Here is a 16,027-nt window from a genome sequence, read left to right as displayed (position 1 = left end):
TAGTGTTTGAGAGGAGGTAAACTCAATGGAAGCAAAAGCACATGCTAAATCCGTACGGATTTCCGCTCGTAAAGTTAAACTCGTTATCGATTTGATCCGCGGCAAGCAGGTTGGTGAGGCGATCGCAATTCTTCGCCATACTCCGAAATCCGCTTCTCCAGTCGTTGAGAAGCTGTTGAACTCTGCTATTGCAAATGCAGACCACAACTACTCTTTGGACGTGAACAAATTGGTTGTATCGCAAGTTTTTGTGAACCAAGGTCCTACAATGAAACGGTTCCGCCCGCGTGCAATGGGACGTGCAAGCCGCATCAATAAACGCACCAGTCATATTACTCTGGTGGTATCTGAAAAATAAGGAGGGAAAACGTGTGGGCCAAAAGGTAAATCCCGTCGGACTCCGAATCGGTATTATCCGTGATTGGGAATCCAAATGGTATGCAGGCAAAGATTTCGGTGATCTTTTGCTGGAAGACGTTAGAATTCGTGAACATCTGAAAAAAAGATTGAAAGATTCCGCTGTATCCCGTGTTGAAATCGAGAGAGCAGCTAACCGTGTCAACGTAACGATTCACACTGCGAAACCTGGTATGGTTATCGGTAAGGGTGGTTCCGAAGTTGAAAACTTGCGTAATGAAATCACTAAAATCGCAGGCGGTAAAAAGGTACACATCAATATTTCTGAAATTAAAAATCCTGAGCTGGATGCAATCTTGGTTGCTGAGAGCATTGCACAACAATTGGAACGTCGCGTTTCTTTCCGTCGTGCTTTGAAACAAGCGATTCAAAGAACTATGCGTTCTGGAGCAAAAGGAATTAAAACTCAAGTAGGCGGACGTCTTGGCGGTGCCGAAATCGCTCGTTCCGAAGGGTACAGCGAAGGAACAGTTCCACTGCATACGCTTCGTGCCGACATTGACTACGGTACAGCGGAAGCTCATACAACTTACGGCCGTATTGGCGTAAAGGTATGGATCTATCGTGGAGAGGTTCTTCCTCCAGCTAAGAAACAAGCTCCTCAGGAAGGAGGCAACTAATCATGTTGGTACCAAAACGCGTAAAACATCGTAAGCAACAACGTGGTCATATGAAGGGTCGTGCAAAAGGCGGTACTACACTGAACTTTGGTGAGTATGGTTTGCAAGCTACTGAACCTGCATGGATTACTAACCGTCAAATCGAAGCTGCTCGTATTGCGATGACTCGTTACATCAAACGTGGTGGTAAGGTTTGGATTAAAATTTTCCCTGACAAACCAATTACTCAGAAGCCTCTTGAGGTTCGTATGGGTAGTGGTAAAGGTAACGTAGAAAAATGGGTTGCAGTAGTGAAGCCAGGTAAGATCATGTTCGAACTTGCTGGTGTTCCGGAAGATATTGCTCGTGAAGCAATGCGTCTTGCCGCTCACAAACTGCCAATCAAAACTAAGTTTGTGAAACGTGAAGAATTGGGTGGTGAAGCAAATGAAGGCTAGTGAATTTCGCAACCTAACCACTGCTGAAATTGAACAAAAGATCTCTGGGTTCAAAGAAGAACTCTTTAACCTTCGTTTTCAACTCGCTACCGGTCAGCTTGATAACCCGACTCGGATCGGCGATGTACGTAAGGAAATTGCTCGTGCTAAAACTGTGATCCGTGAAAGAGAACTTGGGATTAGTTAAGATATTAGACCGGGTGGAGATTCCGCCTGTAATTAGGAAGGAGGCCAACAATGAGCGAACGTAATGCCCGTAAAGTGTTAGTCGGTAAAGTAGTCAGCGATAAAATGGACAAAACGATTGTGATTGCTGTAGAAACTTACAAAAAACATGATCTCTACCATAAACGCATTAAAGTAACAAAGAAATTCAAAGCTCATGACGAAAACAACACCGCACAAATCGGTGATACTGTTAAAATCATGGAAACTCGCCCTTTGTCCAAAGACAAAAACTGGAGACTGGTCGAAATCGTTGAAAAAGCTGTTATAATCTAATGTAGTGTAGTTTTTCCGAAAGGAGGATATATAAATGATTCAACCATTTACACGTTTGACTGTAGCTGACAATTCCGGCGCGAAGGAACTGATGTGTATCCGTGTGCTCGGTGGTACGGGACGTCGTACAGCTCAAATTGGTGACCTGATCGTTTGTTCCGTAAAACAAGCAACACCAGGCGGCGTTGTCAAAAAGGGTGATGTAGTAAGAGCGGTTGTCGTTCGTACTAAACGTTCTATCCGCCGTAAAGACGGTTCCTACATCGGATTTGACGAGAACGCAGCAGTGGTCGTTAAAGAAGACAAGAGCCCACGTGGTACTCGTATTTTCGGACCAGTTGCTCGCGAACTTCGTGACAAGGATTTCATGAAAATCGTTTCCTTGGCTCCGGAAGTGATCTAAATTCACCTTAAATTGTGCCCGTAGGAGGTGTACGAAATGCCAAAAGTGAAAAAAGTTCTGGAATCCCATAACAACAAGCTGCACGTCAAAAAAGACGATACTGTTCTGGTGATTACAGGTAAAGATAAAGGTAAAAAGGGTCGCGTTATCGCTGCTTACCCTCGTCAAAACCGTGTGCTTGTGGAAGGTGTTAACATGATTAAAAAACACCAAAAGCCTAATCAGCTGAATCCACAAGGCGGCATCATCGAGAAAGAAGCTCCGATTCACGTTTCCAACGTTATGCACATTGATCCGAAGAGCGGAAAAGTAACTCGTGTTGGTTACAAAGTATTGGACAACGGAAAAAAAGTGCGCATTGCAAAACGTTCTGGCGAAGTGATCGACTAATTATTTTTTAATGAAAGGAGGTCTATGATTCATGGCAACAACAAGAATGAAAGAGCGTTTCTTGAAAGAAATCACTCCTGCCTTGATGCAGAAGTTCAGTTATACATCAGTAATGCAAGTGCCTAAAATCGAGAAGGTTGTAATCAACATGGGTGTTGGCGACGCAGTCCAAAACTCCAAAGTGCTTGATTCGGCTGTGAACGACATGCAGTTGATCGCTGGTCAAAAACCAGTAATCACTCGCGCAAAAAAATCTATTGCAGGTTTTAAATTGCGCGAAAACATGCCGATCGGTGTAAAGGTAACACTTCGTGGTGAGCGTATGTATTACTTCTTGGACAAATTGTTCAACATCACGCTTCCTCGCGTACGTGACTTCCATGGTGTTTCAACAAAAGCTTTCGACGGACGTGGTAACTACACGCTTGGTCTGAAAGAACAATTGATCTTCCCGGAAATCGAGTACGATCAAGTTGATAAAGTTCGTGGTATGGACATCGTTATCGTAACGACTGCCAAAACTGACGAAGAGTCCCGTGAGCTTCTGACTCAGCTGGGCATGCCTTTCGCAAAGTAATGTTGGCATATCGTTTCGGGCGTCTGATATAAAAGACACCCTGTTCTCCGAAACTATTTAGGAGGTGTCAGGCTAAGTGGCAAAAACTTCAATGAAAGTCAAACAACAACGCACACCAAAGTTTAAAGTTCGTGCTTATACTCGTTGCGAGCGTTGTGGTCGTCCACATTCGGTGCTGCAAAAGTTTAAGATCTGCAGAATTTGCTTCCGTGAATTAGCTTATAAAGGCCAGATTCCTGGCGTGAAAAAAGCAAGCTGGTAAAAAGTCCTGTTTGGGAAGGAGGTTTATACACAATGACTATGTCTGATCCAATTGCAGATATGCTTACTCGTATTCGTAACGCGAACACAGTTCGTCACGAAACAGTAGAAATGCCTGCATCTACAATGAAAAAACAAATCGCCGACATCCTGAAACGTGAAGGATTCATTCGTGATGCGGAATTTGTTGAAGATAGCAAACAAGGGATCATCCGTGTTTTCTTGAAATACGGTGCAAACAATGAACGTGTTATTACAGGTTTGAAAAGAATCAGTAAACCAGGTCTTCGCGTTTACACGAAGAGCAATGAGATTCCACGTGTTCTGGGTGGACTCGGGATCGCGATCATTTCGACATCCAAAGGTATCATGACCGACAAAGAAGCGCGTCAGTCTAAAGCCGGCGGAGAAGTGGTTTGCTACGTTTGGTAAGATAACGTTTAAAAGATAGGAGGTGCAACAGATATGTCCCGTATTGGTCGTAAGCCAATCACAGTACCAAGTGGTGTTGACGTAACTTTGAACAACACAGCGATCACAGTTAAAGGTCCTAAAGGAACATTGACTCGTGAGCTTCATAAAGACATGTCCGTTACTGTGGAAAACAATGAAATCAACGTAATTCGTCCTTCGGACAACAAACTTCACCGCTCTTTGCATGGAACAACCCGCAGCGTTGTCAACAACATGGTAAGTGGTGTAACTGAAGGATTTTCAAAATCTCTGGAGCTGGTTGGGGTCGGATATCGTGCAAGCAAATCCGGAGATAAGATCGTTCTGAACGTTGGATACTCTCACCCGGTTGAAATCACACCGGAAGCGGGCATCGAATTCGAAGTTCCTTCGAACACTAAAATCATCGTTCGCGGAATTGATAAAGAGCGCGTAGGTGCCTATGCTGCTAAAATTCGTTCCGTTCGTGAACCTGAGCCGTACAAAGGTAAAGGGATTAAATACGAAGGCGAGCGCATCATTCGTAAAGAAGGTAAAGCCGGTAAGAAGAAATAAGTTTCTTACCGACTTTGTGCGGTCTTTCTACCGGAAAGACTTCGTACTTCTTTTTTACCCAGTGCGTCTTAGTATAAAGCTTTAAAAGGCAAACTGAAGGGAGTGAAAACTTAAGATGATTACAAAACAAGATAAAAATAAAGCGCGTGTCAGAAGACATCTACGTGTACGTAAGAAAATCGAAGGCACGGCTGTTCGTCCTCGTCTGAACGTGTTCCGTTCTGCCAAACATATCTACGCACAATTGATTGATGATGTAGCTGGTGTAACATTGGTATCTGCATCCACTATGGATAAAGAACTGAGCAGTGAAATCAAAAACGGTGGCAGCGTAGAAGCAGCTCGTAAGGTTGGCGAACTCGTTGCTAAACGTGCAAAAGAAAAAGGTCATGCTAACATTGTATTTGACCGTGGTGGATACTTGTATCATGGACGGATTCAGGCTTTGGCTGATGCAGCTCGCGAAGCAGGCCTTGAATTCTAAGACATTTCTCAAAAGGAGGTTAACGACTTGCGTGTAGATCCGAACACTTTGGAACTGACTGAAAGAGTAGTAAATATTAATCGCGTAGCTAAAGTTGTCAAAGGCGGACGCCGTTTCAGCTTTAGTGCTCTGGTAGTAGTAGGCGACGGTAACGGCTGGGTAGGCGCTGGAATCGGTAAAGCTGGCGAAGTACCTGATGCGATTCGCAAAGGTATTGAAGATGCTAAGAAAAACCTGGTTCACGTTCCACTCGTAGGAACAACTATTCCTCACCTTGTTACAGGTAAGTTCGGTGCTGGCCGGGTTCTGTTGAAACCGGCATCGGAAGGTACTGGAGTTATCGCTGGCGGTCCGGTTCGTGCTGTACTGGAACTTGCTGGTGTAGGTGATATCTTGACAAAATCTCTGGGTTCTTCGAATTCCATGAACATGGTCAATGCGACATTGGAAGGTTTGTCCCGCTTGAAACGCGCTGAAGAAGTTGCAAAATTGCGCGGCAAATCCATCGAAGAGCTGCTGGGCTAAGGAGGGAATGTCATGGCGAAATTAGAAATTACCCTCGTTCGTTCGTTGATCGGTCGTCCTGGTACTCAAAGAACGACTGTTAAAACGCTCGGCTTGCGTAAAATCAACCATAAAGTAATTCAACCCGACAATCCAGCGATTCGCGGGATGATTAATCAAGTTAGCCATTTGGTTTCTGTTAAAGAAATCGAGGCTTAAGAAATAAAGCATTTTAACAATAATCAAGGAGGTGCAACGAACGATGAAGTTACATGAGCTTTCCCCAGCTCCAGGCTCCCGCAAAGAACGTAAACGTTTGGGTCGTGGTCCTAGTAGCGGTACGGGTAAAACTTCTGGTCGTGGTCATAAGGGTCAAAACGCTCGTTCCGGCGGTGGTGTACGTCCGGGCTTCGAGGGTGGTCAAAACCCACTGTATCGTCGCTTGCCTAAACGCGGTTTCGTAAATCCTACTCGTAAAGAGTATGCGGTTTTGAATATCGAAGATTTGAACAGTTTTGCAGCAGGTACAGAAGTAAGCCCTGAGTTTTTGCTGAACAATGGCATTGTGAAAAACGCGAAATCCGGAATTAAAATTCTGGGTAACGGTGAAATCACTGTGAAATTGACAGTTAAAGCGAACAAGTTCTCTCAATCTGCGGTAGAGAAAATTGAAGCTGCCGGCGGTAAAACCGAGGTGATCTAATGTTCAAGACCCTGAAAAATATATGGCGGGTTGAGGATCTTAGAACCCGAATCCTGTTTACCCTGTTTATACTGTTTGTATATCGTATTGGCTCCTTCGTGCCGGTTCCCGGCGTGAACAAGCAAGTCTTTACTTCTCAGGATCAGGCAGGAAGCGAGTTGTTTGGACTCCTTAACACCTTCTCAGGGGGCGCTTTGTATCAGTTCTCGATCTTTGCCCTCGGGATTATGCCATATATTACAGCGTCTATCATTGTACAGTTGCTGTCAATGGACGTGATTCCGAAACTTGCGGAATGGGCTAAACAAGGAGAGCATGGTAAAAAGAAGTTGGCTCAACTTACACGGTATGGTACGGTAATACTGGGCCTGATTCAAGCATTCGGGACGTCGATTGGCTTTAACCGACTGTACGGTGCAGCGATGATTCCAGGAGCGACTTTTGCGGATTATCTGGTAATTGCTATTGTGCTTACAGCAGGAACTACGTTCCTTATGTGGCTAGGTGAGCAAATTACCGAAAAGGGAATCGGCAACGGTATCTCTATTGTTATCTTTGCAGGGATCGCGGCAGGTATTCCAAGACATATTCGGACGGTTGTGGAATCCCAGTTTATTCAGGCAGATCAACTGTTTATGAATATTCTGAAGGCAATTATTATTGCCTTGGTGATTATTCTGATTATTGTGGGTGTTATCTACATCCAGCAAGGTATTCGGAAGATCCCGGTACAATACGCCAAACGTGTAGTTGGCAACAAAATGTACGGTGGCCAGAATACGCATATTCCGATGAAAATAAATGCGGCAGGCGTTATTCCGGTAATCTTTGCGGTATCTTTGCTGCAATTCCCGACAATTATTGCGAGTTTTTGGGCAGATCAAGCTTGGGCGAAGTGGATTACCACTTACTTGTATTATGACAAGCCGCTGGGTATGGTCTTGTATGTCGTAATGATTATCGGTTTCACATTCTTCTATACCTTTGTACAGATGAATCCGCAGCAAATGGCCGACAACATGAAGAAAAACGGCGGTTATATTCCTGGAATTCGTCCGGGTAAAGCCACGGAGAAATACCTGACACGAGTAATGTCACGTTTGACGATGACAGGGGCTTTGTTCCTTGCAGTCATATCCGTATTGCCGGTATTCTTCGGTTCGCTTTCAGGCTTGCCTCGTTCCGTGCAAATTGGCGGTACTTCATTGCTCATCATTATCGGTGTAGCATTGGATACGATGAAGCAAATTGAAAGCCAACTGATCAAACGCCATTACAAAGGCTTCATCAACAAATAGGCAATGGGTTCCGGCTTAGGATGTTCGCATGCTTACCGGCACCTTTTGTGCTGTTTCTTGTGTAGGGGTCGTCTTGAGGAGTGACAGATTGTGAATATTTTAATCATGGGCCCTCCGGGGGCTGGTAAAGGTACACAAGCAGATGTCATTGTGAAGGAATTCGGCATTCCTCATATCTCGACAGGTGACGCGTTTCGCCTGGCGATGAAACAGGGAACACCTATTGGCATTAAAGCCAAAGAATATATCGACAAGGGTGAACTTGTTCCAGATGACGTAACGATTGGTATCGTTGAAGAACGGCTACAACAGCCGGACTGTAAGAAAGGTTTCTTGCTGGACGGTTTTCCTAGAACTTTAGCTCAGGCTGAAGCCTTGGATCAAATTTTGGGTCGTTTAAATACGAAACTTGATGACGTCATCAACCTGAAAGTGGATCGTGACAAATTGTTGGTACGAATCACAGGACGGCGGGTTTGCAAAACCTGTGGATCTAGCTATCATGTTGTCTTTAATCCTCCTAAGGTTGAAGGCATCTGTGATAAAGACGGCGGGGAGCTCTACCAGCGCCCTGACGACAACGAAGATAGCGTAAGAACACGGCTTGACGAATATAGTAATAAAACAGCACCACTCCTCACGTTTTATGAGAACCAGAATCTTCTGCGTCATATTGACGGAGAACAGGATATTGATGTGGTTTCCCAAAATATCGTGTCCTTGTTGCGGGGTTAGCTGTAATGATCATTTGCAAGTCGGGGACGGAATTAAGCTTTATGAGGAAAGCTGAGAGAGTGGATTCGGGAACGGATCATTTCTTGGTGGAACACATCGAGCCCGGTATTACGACCGGTGAACTTGATCATTTAGCTGATCGGTATATTCGCAGTCAAGGAGCTGTGCCGTCTTTTAAGGGTTATAACGGTTTTCCTGCCAGCATTTGCGCTTCAGTCAACGAACAACTGGTGGACGGATTTCCCGGCAAACGCAAGTTAAACAAAGGCGATATCATCGCAAAGACTCGCCAGTTTACAATGTCGCATGCCATTCGGCAATATACTGAGAATCCAAACCGTGGTATTCCCGAGCAGGGGCCGAGGCTGAAAACCGGCATGGTGCTGGCTATTGAACTCATGGTTCATATAGGTTCTCGCCATGTGGGGGCGCTGGAAGACAACTGGACGGTCGTAACGGTGAACGTGGCCTCTCGTGCTCGTAACGAGCAAGCGGTGGCGGTCACAACGGACGGCATGGACATTTTCACGAAACTGAGTGCGTAGGTGATTTGAATGATTCAGCAAGGAAACCTGCAAATCGGTCAGCTGGTGAAGATTCTGAAAGGCAGAGATGTCGGACAGATTGCGGTTGTCGTTTCTATAGCGGACAGCAGGTTTGTATATATTGCGGATGGGGACAAACGAAAGTTTGATCAGGCGAAGAAGAAAAACGTTCTTCATCTGATGCCTCAACCCAAGATCAGTAGCGAGGTTGTAAACAGTTTAAACGAAAGCGGTCGGGTGACAAACGGAAAGCTGCGTCATGCAGTGAAAACTTTCCTGGAGTCGTCCGAATACCAAGCTGAAGAGAAAGGAGACTGACTTTGGCCAAAGAAGATGTCATTGAGGTTGAAGGTACGGTAATCGAGCCACTGCCGAACGCTACGTTCAAGGTAGAGCTGGAGAACGGTCATCAAATTCTTGCTCATGTTTCCGGAAAGCTGCGGATGCACTTTATCCGTATTTTGACAGGCGACAAGGTGGTTGTACAGTTATCGCCTTACGATTTAACTAAAGGCCGTATTACGTACCGCAAGTAATTCATGCAGGTTTAATTAAACGTACGTCATTTAAAAAAACTTGTTTTGCTCGGCAAAACGATGTGAATGTTCACGAAGCGAGTTTTACCAGGGTAAAGCTTGGAGGAGGTAATCAACATGAAGGTAAGACCTTCTGTAAAACCTATTTGCGAGAAATGCAAAGTCATTCGCCGCAAAGGGAATGTAATGGTTATTTGCGAAAATCCGAAACACAAACAAAAACAAGGTTAATAGAAGGGGGTGTAGCGTAAAATGGCTCGTATAGCTGGTGTGGATTTACCACGTGACAAACGCGTTGAGATCGCCTTGACTTACATTTTCGGAATCGGTAAAACGACTTCTCAGAAAATTTTGAAGGAAACAGGCATCAGTGCAAACACGCGTGTTCGTGATTTGACTGAAGATGAAGTGAGCAAATTACGTGAAACGATCGACAAAGAAGTTAAAGTAGAAGGCGATCTGCGTCGTGAAATTTCCTTGAATATTAAACGTCTGACTGAGATTGGCTGCTACCGTGGTGTTCGTCACCGTCGTGGATTGCCTGTTCGCGGACAACGTACCAAAACTAATGCTCGTACCCGTAAAGGTCCTCGTCGGACTGTAGCGAACAAAAAGAAATAAGAAGGGAGGATAACATTCAATGGCTAAACCGAAAAAAGTTGTACGTACAAAACGCCGTGACCGTAAAAATATCGAGACTGGCGTGGCACACATCCGTTCCACGTTCAACAACACGATCGTTACGATCACAGATCCACACGGTAACGCAATCTCTTGGGCCAGCTCAGGCGGCATGGGATTCCGTGGTTCCCGTAAATCTACTCCATTCGCAGCCCAAATGGCCGCAGAAACTGCTGCTAAAGCTGCAATGGAACACGGCATGAAAACTGTCGAAGTCATGGTTAAAGGACCAGGCGCAGGACGCGAAGCAGCGATCCGCTCTTTGCAAGCAGCTGGACTGGAAGTTAACCTGATTAAAGACGTAACTCCGGTACCTCATAACGGATGCCGTCCTCCAAAACGTCGTCGCGTCTAATGAGATTTCTCCTCTGCGTGTAGTATAAATCCGGCACAATCTGCCAAGAATGGATGTTTAGGCATACTGCATGATAGACTATGGATAAGGTGAATGTTTCATATAGGAGCGACGTTTTGAAGGAGGGATATTGCAGTGATAGAAATCGAAAAGCCGAAAATTGAGACGGTAGACGTCAATGATGATGGCACCTATGGAAAATTCGTAGTAGAACCGCTGGAACGCGGGTACGGTACGACGCTGGGAAACTCGCTTCGCCGTATTCTGTTATCCTCGTTACCGGGGGCAGCAGTCACATCGGTTCAGATCGATGGAGTTTTGCACGAATTTGCAACGGTTCCCGGTGTGAAGGAAGACGTAACGGAGATCATACTGAACCTGAAAGCTTTATCGCTTAAAATCCACTCGGATGAAGAGAAGGTACTCGAAATCGATGCGGAAGGCGAAGGAGTTGTAACGGCAGGAGATATCCGTGCGGACAGTGATGTGGAAATTCTTAATCCGGATCTTCACATTGCTACGCTCGGACCGGGTTCGAGACTTCACATGCGTATTTTCGCCAATCGCGGTCGCGGTTACGTTAAGCAGGATCGGAATAAACGTGATGACCAGCCGATCGGCGTCATTCCCGTCGACTCCATCTACACTCCGATTTCACGCGTGAACTACGGCATAGAAAATACGCGTGTCGGCCAGGTTACGAATTATGACAAGCTGACACTTGAGGTTTGGACTGACGGAAGTATTCGCCCTGAGGAAGCAGTAAGCCTTGGAGCAAAAATTTTGACCGAGCATGTGATGTTGTTCGTGGGACTAACTGACGAAGCAAAAGATGCGGAAATTATGGTCGAAAAAGAAGAAGACAAGAAAGAAAAAGTTCTTGAAATGACGATCGAAGAGCTGGATCTCTCCGTCCGTTCCTATAACTGCCTTAAGCGCGCTGGTATCAATACGGTACAAGAACTCACTACTAAATCTGAAGAAGATATGATGAAGGTCCGCAACCTGGGCCGCAAATCTTTGGAAGAAGTACAAGAGAAGCTCGAGGAACTTGGTTTAGGACTTCGTACGGAAGAATAGTACAGCAACGTTTTTGTGAAGGAGGGGAAACTACATGGCATACCAAAAATTGGGCCGCAACTCCAGTGCCCGTAAAGCTTTGTTTCGTGATTTGGTAACCGATTTGTTCTTGTACGAGCGTATCCAAACTACTGAGGCTAAAGCGAAAGAAGTTCGTTCTATTGCTGAAAAACTGATCACTAAAGCGAAAAAAGGAGATCTGCACGCACGCCGTCAAGTGGCTGCGTTCGTTCGCCGTGAAACTTTGGATGGTGAGCAGGATGCAATCCAAAAGCTGTTTAGCGAATTGGCTACACGTTACACTGAGCGTCCAGGTGGATACACTCGTATCCTGAAATTGGGACCTCGTCGTGGCGATGCCGCTCCAATGGTATATCTGGAACTGGTTGACCGCGCGTAAACAGGCGAAGATGAGGGAAGGGTGGACAGAATCGGCTTGATTCTGAACAGCCCTTTTTTTCTCTTGGAGGAGTCCTGAGGGGCTTCTCCTTTGTTATGTTCGGTTATTCCTTATAAGGCCAGTGAATACCCCTGCAAAGGTGTGAGAAACATGCGGAACTTGTGCATGAAGGTGAACTATGACGGAACCCGCTATGATGGCTTTCAGACGCAGCCCAATGGTAATACCATTCAGGACTATCTTGAAAATGCTATCTACTCATTGACGGGCGAACGTCTTAAAATCACAGGCTCAGGCCGCACAGACGCAGGTGTACATGCATATGGGCAGGTGTTCAATTTTCATACTGAATCACCGATTCCTATACAGCGCTGGTGTCTGGCTCTCAATGCCTGGCTGCCTCGTGATATCATCGTTACAGATGCGAGAGAGGTGCCGTTGTCCTTTCATGCACGCCGTATGGCGAAGCGGAAGACGTATCGGTACAGCATTAATGCGAACCGATTTCCGGACATCTTTCACCGTCGTACACAGGCACATCACCCGACGAGTTTGGATATACGAGCGATGGAGGAAGGGCTGGGCCATTTAATTGGCACTTTTGACTATACATCGTTCGCATCCCGACGTTCCCAGAAAACAAATCATATTCGCACAATTTACGAAGCCTTTATGACGGTAGACCATTCTTTTTCACGTCCGGGTTCGGATGATCAGGGAATTATTCATACTTATATTACAGGCAGCGGATTTTTACAGCACATGGTTCGGATCATTATGGGAACTTTGCTGGAAGTGGGAGAAGGCAAAAAATCGGCGGATGATATTCCTTCCATTTTAGAAGCCAAAAATCGTTCAAAGGCTGGTCCTACGGCTGTTGGACATGCTTTGACCCTCTGGAATGTGGAGTACGACGAAAACATCAAAAAACATTGATTTTACCCTTGCAGAATTGATGGTTATCCTGTAATATAAAAGTTGTGTTTTCTTAATGGCTTTCCCACAGCCCCAATTAAGACGATCACTTTCAAGCAACATCTAATCCATCAATAATGCAGCAACTTAACGAACGAAGATAAATGATGATTTCTGTTAACGAACTTAAGGAGGAAACTTTTCATGCGTACTACGTATATGGCGAAGCCAAATGAAGTTGAGCGCAACTGGCACATCATTGATGCCGAAGGCAAAACGCTCGGCCGTCTGGCAAGCGAAGCGGCTGCGTTGATTCGCGGCAAACACAAGCCACAGTTTACACCACATGTGGACACAGGTGATTTTGTTGTTGTAATCAATGCGGAGAAAATCGTATTGACTGGTAAGAAAATGGAGAAAAAGAAATACTATCGTCACTCCCTGCATCCGGGTGGTCTGAAAGTAACGGTTGCACAAGACATGGTTAAGAACAAGCCTGAGCGTATGCTGGAGTTGGCTGTTCACGGTATGCTTCCTAAAACTCGTCAAGGCGAGAAAATGAAGCTGAGACTTAAAGCTTACAAAGGCGCAGAGCATCCACATGCAGCACAAAAACCTGAAGTTTACGAACTTCGCGGATAATTAAAAGGGAGGACAGTTTCATGGCACAAGTACAATACTATGGGACAGGTCGTCGTAAACATTCGGTAGCTCGTGTTCGTCTCGTACCGGGTGAAGGACGCATTGTCATCAACAAGCGTGACATTAATGAATATTTCGGTTTGGAAACACTCAAACTGATCGTAAAACAACCATTGAACCTGACTGAAACAGTAGGTAGCTATGACGTACTCGTTATCGCTCATGGTGGTGGTATCTCTGGTCAAGCGGGCGCAATCCGCCACGGTATTTCCCGTGCTCTGCTGAAAGCAGATCCGGAATTCCGTCCAGCTTTGAAAAAAGCAGGATTCCTGACTCGTGACCCACGTATGAAAGAACGTAAAAAATACGGTCTCAAAGCCGCTCGTCGTGCACCACAGTTCTCGAAACGTTAATATTTTGGATACAGAAGAACCCTTTCCTTATGGAAAGGGTTCTTTTTTACTGCTTTAAATAATTTCTTAAAAATATCCACATGTGGATAAGTGCTACAGCTAACCTAACTAGAACGTTTAATTCATCTTTAACCCGGAAAGTAACCAGACAGCAAAGTGTAGGAGTGAACTTTAAAGCCGTATGGACACAAAAATAACCGCCTTGATTGCAAGGAACACTCGAAGTTGTCCACATTGTAATCAAAGGCAGTTATGTTATGCACAATCGCATTTGTCTATTCAATTCAGTTTACCCAGTTGTGTTCATAACCTGTGACTAAATATGATACGCAGTGAATACTCAACGTACTTCCGTGCAATCTCCTTAGCTCAGCGCGGATACACGTCGATAGTTCGGTTTCCACATGATTTCACGAAGTGTCTGCTCAATATGATCCGGCTGGACACTGGCTGTGCCGTCCTGTATAGCTGCTTTGGCCACAGCTACGGCTACGGCAAAGGATACATCTTTCAGCTTGTGTACACTGGGGAGAAGGGCGCTTCCGGGCTTAGTACTGTCCACCATCTCGGCGACAGCATTTGCAGCGGCGGTAAACATACCTCCGGTAATCGTCTTGGCCTGTACTGCAATCGCGCCAAGCCCCAATCCAGGGAAGACAAATGCATTGTTCGATTGTCCAATCTCATAAACTATACCTTCATAGGTGACAGGCTCAAAGGGGCTCCCAGTAGCGATAAGCGCCCTACCTTCTGTCCAGCGGATTAGATCCTCAGGAATCGCCTCTGCGAGTGCTGTAGGGTTAGACATAGGCATAATGATAGGCCGATCAACGTGGGCAGCCATTTCGTTTATAATTTCCTCAGAGAAAGCACCGTGGACACCTGAGGTGCCGATCAGTATAGTAGGCTTAATCTGACGAATGACCTCAAGCAGAGAGATTTTACCGTCATCTGATCGCGCCCACGAACGTACTTCGTCTTCGGAACGCAAATAGGGTTTCTGAAAATCGAATATATTCTCCATCCCCTCGGTTAAAAGGCCGCGGTAATCATAAGCCCAAAAACGTTGGCTGCTTTCCTCCTCAGATAGTCCTAGCTTCATCATAGCATCTCGAATCTGGTCTGCATTTCCAATCCCAGCGGCGCCTGGGCCGAAGATAAGAATACGCTGTTCTTGTAATGAAATTTCCGTCACCTTTAACGCGGAAATAACAGCTGCTAATGTAACCGCACCTGTTCCTTGTATGTCGTCATTAAATGTGAGAATATGTTCACCGTACTTTTCCATAATATTGCGGGCGTTAACACTGCCCATATCCTCCCAATGAAGAAGTGCCTTCGGGAACTGTCGCAATGTATGCTGTACAAACGCATCAATAAAACGGTCATACTGCTCTCCACGCACCCGCTGTTGTCGATTACCGATGTAGAGAGGGTCTTGTAGCAGTTTTTCATTGTTCGTTCCGACATCCAAAACGACAGGTAGCACACGCCCCGGATTAATACCAGCTGCCGCTGTATATACCGCTAATTTACCTATGGCGATGTTAATGCCTCCCACACCCCAATCCCCGATACCAAGTATGCTTTCGGAGTCAGTAACCACGATTAAGTCTACATCGTCAGCGCTCAATTGCGTATTGGCAAAAGCCTGTGCGATGCCGTCCACATTATTAATGGAAAGATATACCCCACCGGGACGGTGATACTCATGGCTGTATTCCTGAATAGCCTGACCTACGGTCGGTGTGTAGACGATCGGAAGCATTTCGCTAAGGTGATCCGTAAGCAGACGATAGTATAAGACCACATTCCGATGATACAAGTCATTCAGCGAAGCATTCTTACGCAGCATGGTTGGTTGAGCGAGAAACTGCTTGTACGCACGTTCGGCCTGCTCTTCCAAAGTCAGGACCGTCGGAGGCAGTATACCTTCAAGCCCCAACTCCTTCCGTTCATTCGGTGTAAAGGCGACACCCTTGTTTAAAAGCGGATTGGCGAGTACATCTTTTCCTTTGAGCGGAGTAGCGAGCGAACCGTCTTCGTTGACGTAAAATGCTTCCATTCAAGCGAACCTTCTTTCTTTGACTAATTACTTTTAGTTACCAAGTAACTTTAGGAT

29 protein-coding genes are annotated in these 16,027 nt (G+C 45.6%); 28 read left to right on the top strand and 1 reads right to left on the bottom strand.

The genetic code is table 11. The features are described 5' to 3' along the window. Positions 1–25 precede the first annotated feature (25 nt). The 28 genes from rplV (at position 26) to rpsI (ending at position 13,905) form a co-directional block, all read left to right on the top strand. Positions 26–358 carry a 50S ribosomal protein L22 gene (gene rplV, locus HPL003_RS03855; RefSeq protein WP_013312157.1) on the top strand — a complete coding sequence of 111 codons (333 nt, stop codon included), beginning with the start codon at positions 26–28 and terminating at the stop codon, positions 356–358. A gap of 13 nt (positions 359–371) precedes the next feature. After that, on the top strand, positions 372–1,037 hold the full coding sequence (rpsC, locus tag HPL003_RS03850; protein WP_014278312.1) for a 30S ribosomal protein S3: 666 nt from the start codon (positions 372–374) through the stop codon (positions 1,035–1,037). A 2-nt stretch (positions 1,038–1,039) separates the two neighbouring features. Further along, the gene (gene rplP / locus HPL003_RS03845; protein ID WP_014278311.1) at positions 1,040–1,474 is read left to right on the top strand and encodes a 50S ribosomal protein L16; all 435 of its coding nucleotides are present in this window, start codon (positions 1,040–1,042) and stop codon (positions 1,472–1,474) included. Beyond that, positions 1,464–1,661, top strand: coding sequence for a 50S ribosomal protein L29 (rpmC, locus tag HPL003_RS03840; protein WP_014278310.1), 198 nt, complete (start codon positions 1,464–1,466; stop codon positions 1,659–1,661). Before rplP ends, rpmC begins: the two co-directional genes overlap by 11 nt. A 50-nt stretch (positions 1,662–1,711) precedes the next feature. Beyond that, positions 1,712–1,975: a 30S ribosomal protein S17 gene (rpsQ, locus tag HPL003_RS03835; RefSeq protein WP_007432574.1), complete on the top strand. Its 264-nt coding sequence runs from the start codon at positions 1,712–1,714 to the stop codon at positions 1,973–1,975. Positions 1,976–2,009: 34 nt separating this feature from the next. Then, complete coding sequence (gene rplN, locus HPL003_RS03830; RefSeq protein WP_007432573.1) at positions 2,010–2,378, top strand: 50S ribosomal protein L14; 369 nt, start codon at positions 2,010–2,012, stop codon at positions 2,376–2,378. Between the two features lie 36 nt (positions 2,379–2,414). Beyond that, a complete protein-coding gene (gene rplX / locus HPL003_RS03825; RefSeq protein WP_013312155.1) occupies positions 2,415–2,768 on the top strand; it encodes a 50S ribosomal protein L24 in 354 nt (117 codons plus the stop codon). A gap of 31 nt (positions 2,769–2,799) precedes the next feature. Continuing rightward, on the top strand, positions 2,800–3,345 hold the full coding sequence (gene rplE, locus HPL003_RS03820) for a 50S ribosomal protein L5 (RefSeq protein WP_014278309.1): 546 nt from the start codon (positions 2,800–2,802) through the stop codon (positions 3,343–3,345). 76 nt (positions 3,346–3,421) lie between these two features. Further along, positions 3,422–3,607 carry a type Z 30S ribosomal protein S14 gene (locus HPL003_RS27300; RefSeq protein WP_013312154.1) on the top strand — a complete coding sequence of 62 codons (186 nt, stop codon included), beginning with the start codon at positions 3,422–3,424 and terminating at the stop codon, positions 3,605–3,607. A gap of 32 nt (positions 3,608–3,639) precedes the next feature. Continuing rightward, the gene (rpsH, locus tag HPL003_RS03815; RefSeq protein ID WP_014278308.1) at positions 3,640–4,038 is read left to right on the top strand and encodes a 30S ribosomal protein S8; all 399 of its coding nucleotides are present in this window, start codon (positions 3,640–3,642) and stop codon (positions 4,036–4,038) included. 33 nt (positions 4,039–4,071) lie between these two features. Next, entirely contained in the window at positions 4,072–4,614 is a 543-nt protein-coding gene (gene rplF, locus HPL003_RS03810; protein ID WP_014278307.1) for a 50S ribosomal protein L6, read from the top strand. Positions 4,615–4,729: 115 nt separating this feature from the next. After that, positions 4,730–5,098: a 50S ribosomal protein L18 gene (gene rplR, locus HPL003_RS03805; protein ID WP_014278306.1), complete on the top strand. Its 369-nt coding sequence runs from the start codon at positions 4,730–4,732 to the stop codon at positions 5,096–5,098. Between the two features lie 27 nt (positions 5,099–5,125). Next, positions 5,126–5,623: a 30S ribosomal protein S5 gene (rpsE, locus tag HPL003_RS03800; RefSeq protein ID WP_013312151.1), complete on the top strand. Its 498-nt coding sequence runs from the start codon at positions 5,126–5,128 to the stop codon at positions 5,621–5,623. Between the two features lie 12 nt (positions 5,624–5,635). Further along, the gene (gene rpmD, locus HPL003_RS03795) at positions 5,636–5,821 is read left to right on the top strand and encodes a 50S ribosomal protein L30 (protein ID WP_014278305.1); all 186 of its coding nucleotides are present in this window, start codon (positions 5,636–5,638) and stop codon (positions 5,819–5,821) included. A 43-nt stretch (positions 5,822–5,864) separates the two neighbouring features. Continuing rightward, positions 5,865–6,305, top strand: coding sequence for a 50S ribosomal protein L15 (gene rplO / locus HPL003_RS03790; RefSeq protein WP_013312149.1), 441 nt, complete (start codon positions 5,865–5,867; stop codon positions 6,303–6,305). Beyond that, positions 6,305–7,603: a preprotein translocase subunit SecY gene (gene secY, locus HPL003_RS03785; protein ID WP_014278304.1), complete on the top strand. Its 1,299-nt coding sequence runs from the start codon at positions 6,305–6,307 to the stop codon at positions 7,601–7,603. The genes rplO and secY overlap by 1 nt, the downstream gene beginning before the upstream one ends. Positions 7,604–7,693: 90 nt before the next feature. Then, positions 7,694–8,338: an adenylate kinase gene (locus HPL003_RS03780; protein WP_014278303.1), complete on the top strand. Its 645-nt coding sequence runs from the start codon at positions 7,694–7,696 to the stop codon at positions 8,336–8,338. Between the two features lie 5 nt (positions 8,339–8,343). Further along, positions 8,344–8,883, top strand: a complete 540-nt coding sequence (locus HPL003_RS03775) for a M24 family metallopeptidase (protein ID WP_014278302.1) — start codon at positions 8,344–8,346, stop codon at positions 8,881–8,883. A gap of 9 nt (positions 8,884–8,892) precedes the next feature. After that, positions 8,893–9,201 carry a KOW domain-containing RNA-binding protein gene (locus HPL003_RS03770; RefSeq protein ID WP_014278301.1) on the top strand — a complete coding sequence of 103 codons (309 nt, stop codon included), beginning with the start codon at positions 8,893–8,895 and terminating at the stop codon, positions 9,199–9,201. A gap of 2 nt (positions 9,202–9,203) precedes the next feature. Next, on the top strand, positions 9,204–9,419 hold the full coding sequence (gene infA, locus HPL003_RS03765) for a translation initiation factor IF-1 (protein ID WP_006212898.1): 216 nt from the start codon (positions 9,204–9,206) through the stop codon (positions 9,417–9,419). A 117-nt stretch (positions 9,420–9,536) separates the two neighbouring features. Further along, entirely contained in the window at positions 9,537–9,650 is a 114-nt protein-coding gene (rpmJ, locus tag HPL003_RS03760; protein ID WP_003333770.1) for a 50S ribosomal protein L36, read from the top strand. Positions 9,651–9,671: 21 nt separating this feature from the next. Beyond that, complete coding sequence (rpsM, locus tag HPL003_RS03755) at positions 9,672–10,040, top strand: 30S ribosomal protein S13 (protein ID WP_007432560.1); 369 nt, start codon at positions 9,672–9,674, stop codon at positions 10,038–10,040. A gap of 19 nt (positions 10,041–10,059) precedes the next feature. Then, complete coding sequence (rpsK, locus tag HPL003_RS03750) at positions 10,060–10,455, top strand: 30S ribosomal protein S11 (RefSeq protein ID WP_013312144.1); 396 nt, start codon at positions 10,060–10,062, stop codon at positions 10,453–10,455. 135 nt (positions 10,456–10,590) lie between these two features. Further along, complete coding sequence (locus HPL003_RS03745; protein WP_014278300.1) at positions 10,591–11,535, top strand: DNA-directed RNA polymerase subunit alpha; 945 nt, start codon at positions 10,591–10,593, stop codon at positions 11,533–11,535. Between the two features lie 34 nt (positions 11,536–11,569). Then, positions 11,570–11,935 (top strand): 50S ribosomal protein L17, encoded by a 366-nt coding sequence (gene rplQ / locus HPL003_RS03740; protein WP_013312143.1) that lies wholly within the window; start codon positions 11,570–11,572, stop codon positions 11,933–11,935. Positions 11,936–12,085: 150 nt separating this feature from the next. Further along, positions 12,086–12,871 (top strand): tRNA pseudouridine(38-40) synthase TruA, encoded by a 786-nt coding sequence (truA, locus tag HPL003_RS03735; RefSeq protein WP_043922295.1) that lies wholly within the window; start codon positions 12,086–12,088, stop codon positions 12,869–12,871. Positions 12,872–13,054: 183 nt separating this feature from the next. Beyond that, positions 13,055–13,492, top strand: coding sequence for a 50S ribosomal protein L13 (rplM, locus tag HPL003_RS03730; RefSeq protein WP_014278298.1), 438 nt, complete (start codon positions 13,055–13,057; stop codon positions 13,490–13,492). Positions 13,493–13,512: 20 nt separating this feature from the next. Further along, positions 13,513–13,905 (top strand): 30S ribosomal protein S9, encoded by a 393-nt coding sequence (gene rpsI, locus HPL003_RS03725; protein WP_013312140.1) that lies wholly within the window; start codon positions 13,513–13,515, stop codon positions 13,903–13,905. 364 nt (positions 13,906–14,269) lie between these two features. Here the strand turns inward: rpsI and HPL003_RS03720 are convergent, their stop codons facing one another. Then, entirely contained in the window at positions 14,270–15,970 is a 1,701-nt protein-coding gene (locus HPL003_RS03720; RefSeq protein ID WP_014278297.1) for an NAD-dependent malic enzyme, read from the bottom strand. Between the last annotated feature and the right edge of the window lie 57 nt (positions 15,971–16,027).

Origin of the sequence: Paenibacillus terrae HPL-003, from assembly GCF_000235585.1 — a bacterium.
Taxonomy (GTDB): domain Bacteria; phylum Bacillota; class Bacilli; order Paenibacillales; family Paenibacillaceae; genus Paenibacillus; species Paenibacillus terrae_B.
Note: the sequence above shows the minus strand (reverse complement) of the source record. Positions and strands in the feature narration are given on the sequence as shown.